7 protein-coding genes are annotated in these 13,525 nt (G+C 74.0%); 2 read left to right on the top strand and 5 right to left on the bottom strand.

Going from position 1 to position 13,525, the window contains the following annotated elements:
- The first annotated feature begins 223 nt into the window (after positions 1 to 223).
- Both pheS and BJ981_RS33005 read left to right on the top strand, forming a co-directional pair.
- The gene (gene pheS, locus BJ981_RS33000) at positions 224 to 1,264 is read left to right on the top strand and encodes a phenylalanine--tRNA ligase subunit alpha (RefSeq protein WP_239139603.1); all 1,041 of its coding nucleotides are present in this window, start codon (positions 224 to 226) and stop codon (positions 1,262 to 1,264) included.
- On the top strand, positions 1,264 to 3,801 hold the full coding sequence (locus BJ981_RS33005) for a phenylalanine--tRNA ligase subunit beta (protein WP_184617275.1): 2,538 nt from the start codon (positions 1,264 to 1,266) through the stop codon (positions 3,799 to 3,801). Before pheS ends, BJ981_RS33005 begins: the two co-directional genes overlap by 1 nt.
- A gap of 48 nt (positions 3,802 to 3,849) precedes the next feature.
- On the opposite strand, the gene BJ981_RS33010 is transcribed toward BJ981_RS33005, so the two are convergent.
- The 5 genes from BJ981_RS33010 to BJ981_RS33030 form a co-directional block, all read right to left on the bottom strand.
- Positions 3,850 to 7,038, bottom strand: a complete 3,189-nt coding sequence (locus tag BJ981_RS33010; protein ID WP_184617276.1) for a penicillin acylase family protein — start codon at positions 7,036 to 7,038, stop codon at positions 3,850 to 3,852.
- A gap of 117 nt (positions 7,039 to 7,155) precedes the next feature.
- Positions 7,156 to 8,928, bottom strand: coding sequence for a hypothetical protein (locus BJ981_RS33015; protein WP_184617277.1), 1,773 nt, complete (start codon positions 8,926 to 8,928; stop codon positions 7,156 to 7,158).
- Positions 8,929 to 8,949: 21 nt separating this feature from the next.
- Entirely contained in the window at positions 8,950 to 10,902 is a 1,953-nt protein-coding gene (locus tag BJ981_RS33020; RefSeq protein WP_184617278.1) for a hypothetical protein, read from the bottom strand.
- Complete coding sequence (locus BJ981_RS33025) at positions 10,899 to 11,900, bottom strand: ATP-binding protein (protein WP_184617279.1); 1,002 nt, start codon at positions 11,898 to 11,900, stop codon at positions 10,899 to 10,901. Before BJ981_RS33025 ends, BJ981_RS33020 begins: the two co-directional genes overlap by 4 nt.
- Positions 11,901 to 11,924: 24 nt before the next feature.
- Positions 11,925 to 13,325, bottom strand: a complete 1,401-nt coding sequence (locus tag BJ981_RS33030; protein ID WP_184617280.1) for an amino acid adenylation domain-containing protein — start codon at positions 13,323 to 13,325, stop codon at positions 11,925 to 11,927.
- Positions 13,326 to 13,525: the final 200 nt, after the last annotated feature.

Here is a 13,525-nt window from a genome sequence, read left to right on the forward strand (position 1 = left end):
GTGATTCACCGGCCGGCCGGTGCCGTGTCCGGGAAGCAGCAAAAGCCCGAAAAGCCGAAACAAGCGGTCCACGAGGGCTCCACGGCCACCGGCGCCAGGCCGGTCACCGGCCCTGGACGGACTAGAATCGTGCCCGCTCAAGCCCTGAATACGGAGCTCACTCTTGTCGAACACCTATGACCCGGTCGAGGTGACGCCGTTGCACGCCGACGAGGTGGCGCGCATGCAGGCCGAAGCCCTGGCCGCCATCGACGCGGCGGCCGACCTCGACGAACTCAAGCAGGTGCGCCTCGCGCACGCCGGCGACCGCTCGCCGATCGCCCTGGCCAACCGCGAGATCGGCGCGCTGCCGCCCCAGGCCCGCGCCGAGGCCGGCAAGCGCATCGGCGGCGCGCGCAAGGCCATCGGCGAGGCGCTCGCCGCCCGGCAGGACGTGCTGACGGCCGAGCGCGACGAGCGCGTCCTGGTCGAGGAGACCGTCGACGTCACCCTGCCGTGGGACCGCGTGCCGCAGGGGGCCAGGCACCCCCTCACCACCCTGCAGGAGCGCATCGCCGACGCGTTCACCGCGATGGGCTACGAGGTCGCCGAGGGGCCCGAGCTGGAGGGCGAGTGGTTCAACTTCGACGCCCTCAACATCGCGCCCGACCACCCCGCCCGCTCCGAGCACGACACCTTCTTCGTCGGCTCGGTCGACTCGGGCATGGTCCTGCGCACCCAGACCTCGCCCGTGCAGATCCGCGCGCTGCTGTCGCGCGACCTGCCGGTCTACGTCGTCTCGCCCGGCAAGGTCTTCCGCACCGACGAGCTCGACGCCACCCACACCCCGGTGTTCCACCAGGTCGAGGGCCTGGCGGTCGACGAGGGCCTCACCATGGCCCACCTGAAGGGCACGCTCGACCGGTTCGCCGAGGTCATGTTCGGCGAGGGCATCGACACCCGGTTCCGGCCCAACTACTTCCCCTTCACCGAGCCGTCGGCCGAGATGGACCTGCGCTGCTTCGTCTGCCGCGGCGCCTCGGCCGTCCCCGGCAACCCGCCGTGCCGCACCTGCAAGTCCGAGGGCTGGATCGAGTGGGGCGGCTGCGGCATGGTCAACCCGCGCGTGCTCGTCGCCTGCGGCGTCGACCCCGAGCGCTACAGCGGGTTCGCGTTCGGCATGGGCGTGGAGCGGACGCTGATGTTCCGCCACAACGCCGAGGACATGCGCGACATGGTCGAGGGAGACGTGCGCTTCACTCTCCCCTTCGGTATGGAGGTCTGATGAAGTTCCCGCTCTCCTGGCTGCGGGAGTACGTCGACCTGCCCGCCGTCACCGCCCACGAGGTCGCCGACAGGCTCACCGCGGCCGGCCTCAAGCTGGAGTCGATCGAGTCCGTCGGCTACGACATCAAGAACGTCGTCGTCGGCGAGGTGCTCTCCATCGAGGAGCTCACCGGCTTCAAGAAGCCGATCCGCTACTGCTCGGTGGAGGTCGGCGAGGCCGCGCCCCGCTGGATCATCTGCGGCGCCACCAACTTCGCGGTCGGCGACCGGGTGGTGGTGGCGCTCCCGGGCGCCGTGCTGCCCGGCGGCTTCGAGGTCGGGTCGCGCAAGACCTACGGCCACGTGTCCGACGGCATGATCTGCTCGGCGCGCGAGCTCGGCGTCGGCGACGACCACGACGGCATCCTGATCCTGCCGTCCGACAGCCACCTCGGCGCCGACGTGGTCGAGCTGCTCGGCCTGCGCGACGACGTCATCGAGATCGAGGTCACCCCCGACCGGGGGTACGCCCTGTCGATCAGAGGGGTGGCGCGCGAGGCCGCCGCCGCGTTCGGCGTGCCCTGGCACGACCCCGCCGACGTGGAGCCTCCGTCCTCCACCGGCGAGTCGCACCCGGCGTCCATCGCCGACCCCACCGCCTGCGACCGCTTCGTGCTGCGCTCGGTGACCGGGTTCGACCCCAAGGCCGAGACCCCGATGTGGCTGCAGGTCCGCCTGATCCGCGCGGGCATGCGCCCGGTGTCGCTGGCCGTGGACGTCACCAACTACGTGATGCTCGAGCTCGGCCAGCCGCTGCACGCCTTCGACCGCTCCCGGCTGAGCGGCCCCATCGTGGTGCGCAGGTCCGAGCCGGGGGAGACGCTGGAGACCCTCGACCACGTCGTGCGCGAGCTCCACCCCGATGACATCCTGATCACCGACGAGTCCGGGGCGATCTCCATGGCCGGCACCATGGGCGGCCTGGAGACCGAGATCTCCGACGAGTCCACCGACCTGGTCATCGAGGCCGCCCACTTCTCCGCGGGCGGCGTCGCGCGCATGTCGCGCCGCCACAACCTGGTCAGCGAGGCCTCGCGCCGCTTCGAGCGCGGCGTGGACCGCGAGCTGCCGGTGTACGCGTCGTGGCGCGCGGTGCAGTTGCTGGTCGCGTTCGGCGGCGGCACGGCCGGCGCCGGGGTCACCGACGTCTCGATCGACGTCGAGCCCGAGACGATCACGATGGCGGCCGACCACCCCGACCGCGTGGCGGGCGTGACCTACGGCCGTGACACGGTGGTGCGCCGCCTGGAGCAGGTCGGGTGCACGGTCGTCGGCGCCCCCGATCCCACCGGGCAGGAGGGCGGCGAGGCGCTCCCGGCCGACGTCCTGGAGGGCCCGAGCGGCGCGGCGGGCACGCTCACGGTGACGCCGCCGTCCTGGCGTCCCGACCTGACCGACCCCAACGACCTGGCGGAAGAGGTCATCCGGCTGGAGGGGTACGACAAGCTCCCCTCGGTGCTGCCGGCCGCCCCCGCCGGGGCGGGCCTCACCGAGGCGCAGCGCCTGCGCCGCCGCGTCGGCCGTGCCCTGGCCGCCGCCGGGTACGTCGAGACCCTGGCCTACCCGTTCATGGGCGCGCGCGACCTGGACGCCCTGCAGCTCCCGGCCGACGACGCGCGGCGCCGGGCCGTCCGCCTGGCCAACCCGCTCAGCGAGGACGAGCCGCTGCTGCGCACCACGCTGCTGCCGGGGCTGCTGAAGACCCTGGTCCGCAACGTCGGGCGCGGCTTCGGCGACGTCGCGCTGTTCGAGTCCGGCCTGGTCTACCGGCCCGAGGCCGGGGCGCCGGAGCAGGCCCCGGTGCTCGGCGTGGAGCGCCGTCCCACCGCGGAGGAGCTGGCCACGATCACCGCGGCGCTGCCGCGTCAGCCGCTGCGGCTGGCCGTCGTGCTGGCGGGCGAGCGTGACCGGTCCGGCTGGTGGGGCGGGGGCCGCCAGGCGTCCTGGGCCGACGCGATCGAGGCCGCCCGGGTCGTCGCCCGTCAGGCAGGCGTCGAGCTCACCGTCACCGCCGACCGGCACGAGCCGTGGCACCCGGGCCGGTGCGCCGCGCTCCACCTCGGCGAGACCCTGGTCGGCCACGCCGGCGAGCTGCACCCCCGGGTGGTCGAGGCGCTCGGGCTGCCGCCGCGCACCTGCGCGATGGAGCTGGAGCTGACGGTCCTGGAGGCGGGCCTGACCGGTCCGGCCCAGGCGGCGGCGGTGTCGGCCTACCCGGTCGCCACGCAGGACGTCGCGCTGGTCGTGCCGGTCGGCGCGCGGGTGGCCGACGTCGAGGCGGCGCTGCGCGAGGGCGCGGGCGAGCTGCTGGAGTCGATCCGGCTGTTCGACGTCTACACCGGGGAGCAGGCCGGCGAGGGCAACAAGTCCCTGGCCTACAGCCTGCGGTTCCGCGCCCCCGACCGCACGCTCACCGTCGAGGAGACCACCGCGGCGCGTGACGCCGCCGTGGCCCTGGCCGCCGAGCGCACCGGCGCCCGGCTGCGCGGAGCCTGAGCCGGCGGGCGCGGCGCGGACGTCCTCCGCGCCGCACCCGCCGCCGGGTCAGCGCGGGTAGACCTCCATCTCGTACAGCGAGTAGCCGTAGGACGTGCCCCGCGTGATGCCGCGCATGCGGACGTAACGGGTCGTCACGGGGGCGAAGGTCAGGTTGTCGACGCCGCCGTCGCCCCCGGCCGTCGCGGCGGCCGTGGTCCAGGCCGACCCGTCGGAGGAGGTCTGGATCTCGTACGCCGCCCCGTAGGCCGCCTCCCAGCGCAGCACGACCCGGGACACCGTCTTCGGCGCCCCGAGGTCCACCTGGAGCCACTGGCCGTCGCTCGCCTGACTGGCCCAGCGCGTCGTGGGGTTCCCGTCGACCGCCTGGCTCGCCGGGTAGTAGGGGATGAGCTGCGTGCTGGACGCCCGCGCGGACGCCCCGGCGGCGAGGTCGCCGATCGGGTCGCCCCGGTGGGCGGGGAACGAGACGGCCTGCTGGTAGGTCGGCCGGTTCTGCCAGGAGATGAGCTGCTGCTTGATGCCGCCGAGCGGGGAGTGCCGCACGGCGTCGGCGCACCACTGGTCGCCCGCGGCGCACGCCTCGTCGGCGGGGTAGGTCGTGGCGGCGGGCTCGGCGAGGGCCGCGGCCAGGCTGCTCAGCAGGACGGCGCGGCAGCCGGCGAGCGTGCCGTCCCCGCAGTAGCGCCGGGGGAGCGGGCCGGCGACCCGGTCGCCGAGCACGGTCCTGAGGTCCTTGCTCACATAGCCCCACCAGCCGTACTGGAACGCCGAGCCCTTGTGGGCCTGCGCCTCGTTGGCGGAGGTGGGCAGCGAGGACACGTCGCCCTGCTGGCGCCCGGACGGCGACTCGTTGACCTGCAGCGCGTCGACCAGCGCCTGGTACAGCCCGTCGCCGAGGCCGGGCTTGAACTGCGCCCGGACCAGCAGCGGCCACCAGGCGTCGAAGGCGCGTATCGCGTCGGCGTGCGCGTACGCCCTGCTGCCGGGCGAGGTCTCCAGCCGCCGGGCGCCGGAGGTGGCCCAGGCCGACAGCTTGGACACCGCCGAGGCCAGGGACGGGTCGGTGACGGGCGCGCTGGTGAGCACGCGCAGCAGGTCGGGCAGGACCTTCCTGCCGCGCAGGTCGGTGACGGCGGCGTCGGCCATGATCCGCACGGTGCCCGCGCGGTCCAGCCTGCCCGTGCCCGCGAGCGCGGCCTTGACCGGGGCGTCCAGCAGGTCCACCCGGTGGACCGGGCCGAAGCTGAAGTTGCCGTCGGCGGCGCCGTAGTCCTTGGCCTGCTTGTTGTTCCAGCTCACCAGGTAATCCTGGTTCGCGGTCTGCGGGTGGGCGGCGGGCGGGGTGTAGGACGCGGTGTTGGTGGCGGGGTCGAAGCCGGCCCACTCGTGGGCGGCGTCGGCGGTCATCGGCAGGCCCGGGTCGGCGGCGGGCGGACGGACCGGGGTGTCGCCGGACATGAAGTACGCCGCGTCGGTGGAGTTCACGAAGAACCAGTTGAACGCGAAGCCGATCTTCGACGCGGAGGCGGTGAAGGCGGCCGCGTCGCCCATCTGGGCGGGGTCGTTGAACATCTGGAAGCCGATGGCCGAGTCGGCCTCGTGCCGGTAGGTGGAGCGCAGGGTGGTGAACGCGGCGGGTTTCCCGCCCACGGTGCCGCGCCAGGTGACCAGGCCGTACTTGGTGCGCTGGATGACCAGGTCGTAGGACCCGGCCGCGGTGGAGTCGGCGACGGTGGGCTTCCAGGAGTTGGTCTTGCGCAACGTCTCCATGGGCGTGCAGACGCCGCGGTACAGGTAGTGGGAGGTGGCGGCGGTGACCGGGCCGCCGCCGGGCTCGCACAGCTCCAGGGCGTAGGTGTCGGTGATGTCCTGGCCGCTGGAGGTGGCGCTCCAGGCGTAGTCGGTGCCCCGGCCGAGCAGCACGTACATGTTGAGCCCGGCGAACGCCGCGCCGCGCGCCCGGACGCCGGGGCCTGACAGCTCCTGCAGCATGAGCAGTTGCGGGGCGAAGTAGCCGGTCTGGGGTCCGAACACCGCGATGGGGTGGCCGGTGGCGGACTCGGCGGCCGAGACCACGATCGCGTTGGACATGCCCGGCCGGGAGTTGTCGACGGTGAGGCCGCCGAGCACGCCGGTGCCGCGGGCGGCGGCGGGGACGGGGGCGGTGGCCGAGCCCTTCTCGTTCTGGGTGATGTCGACGGGCGCGGCGGCGTCGGGCAGCACGACGCCGGTCGCGGCGGGCGCGTCGCCGGAGGGGAAGCTCTGCCCGTTGTGCAGGGTGAGGGTGGCCTCGGGGTCGTTGCGGGCGCGGAACGCCTCCCAGGCCTGGTCGCCGGCCGCGGCGCCGTACTTGGCGCGGGCGGCGACGCGGACCAGCGCCGACCGCATCTCGGCCCCGCCGCCCCCGCCGAAGAGGCCGCCGATGACGCCGGAGATCGCCACCACGTCGGTGAGCGTGAAGCGCTGGGGCCCGCCGGCGTTGGTGACCGCGTCGAGGTGGCCGGTGAGCACGTACTCGCCGGGGCAGTTCCGGCCGGCCATGCACCGGTCGATGTAGGCGTTGATCCCGGCGACGTACTGGCTCACGTCGGCGTACAGCCGGGCGCCGGGCGGGCCGGAGTCCCTGAGCCGGGTGATCTGGGCCTCCAGGTCGGCCTCGGTGTAGGGGGAGTTGCGCCAGACGCTCTGCTCCAGCTCCCGGTTGCCGGGGGCGCCGCCCGCGAACGACGTCAGCTCGCCCCGGCCGACGTGCCGCATCAGGTCCATGACCCACAGCCGGTCCTCGGCGCCCGCGTACCCGGCGCCGAACATCGTCCCCTCGCGGGTCGTGCCGGTGACGTGCGGGACGCCGGTCGCCTTGTCCCTGACGATCGTCACGTCGGAGCGCGGGCTGACGGTGCTCTCGACCTGGCCGGCGGGCACGCCGAAGGAGGCGTCGCCGAAGAACCGCGAGATCTGGTCCTCGGTCAGCCCCGTGTAGCCGGAGATGAGGCCGGCGTACTTGGCGAGCTGGTCGCCGGAGTGCGGGGGCATGGTGCCGAGCGCCTGGTGGGCGAGGATCTCGGCGAGGGTCGCGTCGCCGTTCTGGCCGGGCGGCAGGACGTCCGCGCACTGGCCGAGGCAGTAGTCGTCGGGGGTGTAGACGGCGGCGGAGACGGGGACGACGGGGGAGGCCAGCGCGACGATCACCAGCGCGGACGCCGCGGTGATCACCCGCCGGAGACGAGCGTGCATGGAGAACCCCCAAAACATGAGGCGGACTCGGAAGTCGCTGAGCTTGGGAGGAACATACGCTCGCGCGCGGACGCGATCAATGGGCCGTGTGGAATCCCTCCACCGGAGCGGTCAAGTTCAGCTCCGCCGGCGGCGCAGGCCGAGCAGGCGGGTCGCGCCGCGGTCCTGCGGCGGGAGGGGCCGCTGCGGGCCGTCCGGGGTCGGCGCGGGGGACAGCCCGCGCTTGAGCGTGTCCTCGCCGATCTCGGCCTGGCGCAGCAGGTCGGCGAAGACCCACTCCAGCAGCTCCTGGCGCGCCTCGGGCGCGCACATGCCCGACACCGCCGCCAGCAGCGACGCCGACGGCGCGCCGGACTGCGACAGGAACTCCTTCTCCACGGTCGGGCGGTCGAGCACCGGCCCGTAGGCCGCGGTCAGCAGCGTGTGGAACCGGCGTATCTGGTTCTCCGGGTCCCCCGGGTGCAGCCGGTGGACCACCGCCGCCAGGTGCCCGCGCCGCCGCAGCGCCTCGCCGATCCTCGGGCGCTCCGCCGCGTCGGCCCCGCGCGCCGAGAGCTCGCCGCACATCGCGTACACCGACGCCGGGTCCAGCGGCTCGCGCAGCGCCGCCTCGACCAGCGCCTCGGGAGGCAGTGCCGACAGCAGCGGGGCCGCCTCGCCCCTGTCCAGGTACGGCGCGAGCCGCAGCGCCACGGCCGGCTCGGCCGCGGACATCCGCCGCATGGCCGCCGCGAGCGGCGGCGGCAGCCAGTGCTCGGCGTTGCCGCGGATCTCCTCGAAACCCTCCAGCGTGAGCCGCGGCCCATAGGCGAGCGGCAGCAGCACGTCGTACAGCTGCTCCTCGGTCGCGGCGTCCAGGGCGCGGGCGGCCACGAAGACGCGGCGGTCGGCGATGATCCGCCGCAGGTCACGGCCGCGGTCGGCGGGCCGGGGGCCGCGGGCGACGGCGGCGAGCGCGTCCAGGGTCCTGGCGAGCCGCCGGGCGTCCCCCTGGGCGATGCTGTCGGCGCAGGCCCTCAGCAGGTCGGCGGCCGACTCCCGCTTCGCGGCGCGGGCGGCGTCCAGGTCGCCGATGGAATCGGCCACGCCCGCCGGGTCGGCGGCCTTGATCGTGCGCGGCCGGGTGTCGCGCGCGAACCGCTCCACCGCCTCGGCCAGGTCGCCGCAGGCGGTCAGCGCGGTCATGTACCGCCGCGCGACCGGCGGCAGCTCGTCCGCAGGGGTCTCGCCGCTCCAGGAGACCGCGTGCGCGCCGGCGGGGGCGTGCCGGGCGAACGACAGCGTGATGCGGTGGTGGGAGGCGGCGTCGGTCCACGTCGAGGCGGTGAGCCTGCTGCGGAACCCGTACGGCAGCAGGCACGTGACCGCGTCCAGGAACCGCAGCCGGGCCTCCAGCGGCTCGGCCTCCGCGCCCACCACGCAGACCGGCTCGTCGGTCAGCAGCAGGGCCGCGGCCTCCATGGCCTTCGCGCCCGCCGCCTCCGCCGTCGCGTGCGCGTCCAGGGCCGGGGCCTCGGCCTCCACCGGCCCGTCCGCGGGCAGGGCGCGCCCGCCGAGCGCCTCGTAGAGACCCGCGTAGCCGACCGGTCCCTCGGCCAGGCGGGCGAACGGCACGCAGAAGTACCGGGTCACGGGGATGTTGCGCCCGAAGGCGTCCCGGTGGGGCGACCACTCCTGGACGGCCATGCCCGTGTACAGGGCCGAGCCGTCGCTGACCCAGCTCATCGTCACCTGGGGCAGGTCGGGGGTGAAGCCGGGCGCGTACCGCGCGATGATCGTCGCGAACTCGTCGCGGGTGAACAGGCCCCGGCTGTGCGCGAGGACGGCGTCCTCGTCCCCGGTGCCGGGCCGTTTCCCCCGCAGGGCCCACGCGGCGGTGATCGATGCCATCGCTCTCCTCGTCCGGCGCGCTCAGCGTCCGATGAGCCAGTACAGGCCTGTGAGGGCGAGGACGGCCAGTGGCACCGCGATGGCCAGGAAGCGCGCGAGTTCCACCATGGCGCCGCGCGTGTGCTCGTCGGCGGGCGCGGGGAGGACCTGCGGGCCGCCGTGGCGGCGGGTGCGCAGGAAGAAGCGCGTGGGCGCCGTGTCGGAGATCGGGACGCCCGCCGCGACCGCCGGCCCGGCCGCGTGAGGACCGCCGGGCGCCGCCTGCCGGAGCAGCCCGGCCCTGCTGCGCAGCGCCTGCCACAGCGCCCGGGGGCGCGACCTCCTGGCACGGGTGCTCGCCGCCGCGACCAGCAGCATCGCGACGTGGGGCTCCACGGAGCGCGCGACGATCGCGCCGAGCCGGTCGTCGGCGGGGGACCGGCCGTAGGCGATGTGCAGGAACTCGTCCAGCACGTTGGCCTGCGACTCCGGGTCGCCCGGATACGCCGCCGCCACCGCGGCGGACAGGAACGCGTGCTCCTCCAGCGCGAGGGCGATCTCGGCGTTGCCGGTGAGCCGGTCGGGGTGTCTCGTCACCCTGTCGCGGAGATACCGGACGACCTCGGGGTCGGACGGCTCCTGCGCGGCGACCGGGATCAGCAGGGCGATGGAGATCCGTCCCACCAGGTGCGCCAGGGGGCTGTCCGGGGCCCGCACGGCCACCCGTACCTGCACGAGGTCGTCGGCCAGGGGCATGCGCGCCATCGCGGCGTACAGCTCGGCGCTCGGCGCGCCCGCCCGGGCGATCGAGTCCAGGTCGGCGGAGGTGAGCGCGTGCCCGTATCCCAGGCGCAGGATCAGGTCGTAGAAGGACTCGTCCGGGCCCCGGGGACCGGTCGCGGCGGCGGGCAGCACCCTGGTCTCGATGATCTGACGATGCCGGGCCCGCTCCTGCCGGCCCGGCTCGCGCCCGTCCGCCAGCGTCCTGAGCCCGGCCGCGGCGAGGCCGAGATCGCCGTAGTCACGCGCGTCCAGCGCCGCGGCGCACCGGTGCAGGAGCTCCTCGATCGTCGGCGGGCTCTCCGGCACGGCGGGGAGCTCGGGAGGCGCCGGTGGCCCGGGAGGGGCCGGGACGTCCAGGATGTCACCGGTCATCGGCACGCCCTCCAGGACGGCGTCCGCCACGTCGAAGGCGTGCCTGAACCCCACGGGCTTGGTCGCGGCGGCGAGCGCCCTGACGACGGTCGCGGGCGGGCGGCGCACCAGGGCGGCGAAGTACTCGCGTGTGGTCTGGCTCCACGGCCGGCCCGCCGTCGTGTTCAAGTACAGGGGGAAGGCGTCCTTCTTGGCGTGCCGGGCGAACGAGAGCTTGATCCGGTGCGGCGTCGCGCTGTCGGTCCACGTCGAGGCCGTGAGCCGCGTGCGCACGCCGTAGGGCAGCAGCGCCGCCACGGTGTCCAGGTAGCGCAGGCGGTCCAGGACGTGCAGGTTCTCGCCGCCCAGCACGCAGATCTGCTCCTCGGCGAGGAGGAGGGCCGCCGCGGCCATCGCCGTCTCGCCGGCCCTGGCCGCGATGGCGGCGAGCTGGGGCTCGTCCAGGACGGGGACCGTGAGCACCACCGGGTCCTCGCCGGTGGGGGCGCAGGCGGCGACGGCGGCGTACAGCGCCTCGTAGGACACCGGCGTGTCCTGCAGCGGGGTGTAGGGCACGCAGTAGTAGCTGGTGAGGGCGACGGGGCGGCCCTCGTGGTCGCGCCGGTTCGACCAGTCGTGCACGGCCAGCCCGATGTAGGCGCCCTCGTCGTCCACCCTGAGGCAGCTGATCGTCACCTCGGGCGGGGTGACCTGGCCCGGCGACCAGCGGAAGAGGATGTCGTGGAACTCGTCCCGGCTGAACTCGCCCCGGCTGGAGGCGATGATGCCGTAGTCGCCGCCCGCGCCGGAGTCCTTGCCGAACTGGGCCCAGTCGGCGGTGAGCCGCACCACGCCGCTCACCCCGCCTCCCTGCCCTGCCGGTCGGCGGACATCTGCCGCCCGAGCCACAGCATGGGCTCGATCACGTTGATGGGGTGCGCCGGGCCGCGGATCTTGAAGGCGCCGGCGGGCTCGCCGCGGCCGGAGGGGGCGGGCGGCGCGGCGTCGGGCAGCCGGTTCTGGTAGTCGTCCGGGTCGAACCGTCCCGTGGCCGGGTTCAGGTAGAACCCGATGGAGGAGGTCACGAAGAACCTGATGTGGTCCTTCCAGAAATACTTTTTCAGCGTGGGCACGACCATCTTGGCGTACCCGCTGGAGGAGACGCCGCACAATTCCTGGAACAGCTCCTCGGCGTTGTCGCTGTCGATGTGCGGAAAGCCGTAGGGGTCCTCCGGGTTCGGCGTCAGCAGTCCGTTCTCCTGAGCCGTCATGAAGACGCGCGGCTCGTCGAATTTGGTGACGCAAACCGCCAAATAGTGGGGCAAAGTATCACCGGCGAACCGGTTCTTCGAGATCATCCGCCCGGCGAGCTCGGTGAGCACGGTGTTCAGGTAGGTGAACGCGTCGCCCTTCCTGTGCTCGCGCGTGGGATCGAAAAGGTAGACGATGCCCCGGCTTCTCTCCAGGTTCTCCAGCAGCGGCTCGCGCTCGGCCCCCGAACCGGCGCGGTCGGCGCCGAAGAACCCGCCCGGGGCGTCCAGCACCTCCAGCCCGATCCGTTCGGGGCGCGCCCTGCGGAACAGCCCTTTCGGCTGCTTGTCGGGCTGCCTGCTGAAGAACCACTTGTAGTGGCGGAGCGTGACCGTCGCGGGCGGGAACCTCTGCTCCTGGAACGACGTGGTCATGTCGGTGAGGAAGTCCTGGGAGTCGGGATCGTCGGTGAAGATCCGCCACGGGCTGTCGTTGAGGATGAGGGCGATGTTGAGCGCGGCGAGGAAGGTCGTCTTGCCGCAGCCGGGCGCGCCCCAGATCGCGATGTTGTGCTCGGGCGGGGCGGCGCCGTGTCGCTGGTTGGCCATGCTGTACCTCACTATGGTGGGCGGCTACACCGCGATGAACGGGAAGGGGACGGGCTGGACCGGCGGCACGGCCAGGCCGAGCCGGGCGCAGACCTCCTCGGCGTCCGCCGTGGCCAGTTCGGCGGGCGCGCCGCCTCCCAGGCGCGACCAGGCGCGGTGGGCCCGCTCCGCGGGCAGGTCGCAGACGGCGGCGAACGTCACGGCGTGGTCGCGCTCCAGAGCGGTGAGCAGCGACTCCCAGTCGTGCTTGTCCCGGCACGGGATGATCTCGGAGAGGTCCGTCCGCGGCGGGTGCGGCGGACGGTCCCCGACGGTGAGCAGCGCCGCCGGCCCCCGCCCGGCGGCCTCGACCAGCCTGCCCGCCTCGACCAGCATGTCCTCGATCCGCGCGGCGTAGGGATAGCCGCGGGCCATGGCCTCGCGCATCCCCGGCAGCCGACGCTCCTCCAGCCTGTGCAGCGCCTCCTGGGCCTGCTCGGGGGTGACCCGTTCGCACTCGGCCCTGGCGGGCTGCTCGGGGTCGCCCCGGTGCACGGCGTGCGAGCCGTAGGTGACGAGGGACACCCGCAGCCAGCCCTGCGGGCCGTCCGCCACCATGCCGAGGAACCCGCCGACCCACTGCACGCGCGACAGCACGCGCTCGTAGGGCCCGCTGAGCTGGATCGCGCAGATCAGATGCGCCGGGTCGGCGAAGCGGTCCAGCCGGGGCGGCACCGCCGCCACCAGGTCCCCCCAGGGGACCTCGCACCGCTCGGCGGCGTCCGGCAGGCCGTGGAAGCGCACCCTCCCGGGCCGTTCCAGCTCGGCCTGCAGTTTGTACGGCCCCGGCGCGAGCTTGGCCGCGTGCGCGGAGACCAGCCGGGGACGGCGGTGGTCCTCCCACGCCGTGACCGCGAAGACCGTGCCGCGGTCGTCGCTCGGCTCGCACCGCACGGTCAGCTCGACATGGTCGCCCGAGCGCGCCTCGCGGCCGAAGAGGGGGTGTCCCGCGAAGTGGAGCGTTCCCTCCCTGGGGTGCCGCCGGAGCACGACCAGGTCGTAGGGCTGGGTGAGGGGCTCCTCGCTGATGGCCCTGCGCAGCGCGTCCCCGGCGCGCGCGCCCGGCTCGGTGAAGACGCGGGCGCCGGGGTTCGCGGCGCGCAGCACCTCCGCCGCCTGGGCCGCCCGCGGGTCGGCGGGGGAGGCGCACCGCAGGATCACGGTGGTGTCGCCGGGCCGGGGCCGGGGCAGGTCCGCGGCCAGCCGGGCGGCCGCGACGACGCCCCCCTCGCGCGGCACGAGCGGCTCGACCAGGCCGCGGGGGGTGCCGGTGTCGTCCCGGTGGACGTCGAAGACGGTGACGCCCCCGGCGGTGACCTCGAAGACGATGAGATGCCGGGAGCCGGTCAGTTCCGTGACGGCGGTCACGAGAGCTGGGCCGAGCATTTCAAGACCTGACGTGGTCAAATACTGCTCCCCTTGGGTATTAGCAACAAAACGACCATAGGTCCCCATATTGGACGTTTGCCCCCGAGCTGGAGCTCCGGCTATCTAGGCGGCCTCTTAACGGCGACCGCCCGTCGCCTGGTCTTCTGATCAAAATATTCCGGCACATGTATAGCTTAAGCCCACTACAAGGTGATGGT

This window comes from Sphaerisporangium krabiense (assembly GCF_014200435.1).
GTDB lineage: Bacteria > Actinomycetota > Actinomycetes > Streptosporangiales > Streptosporangiaceae > Sphaerisporangium > Sphaerisporangium krabiense.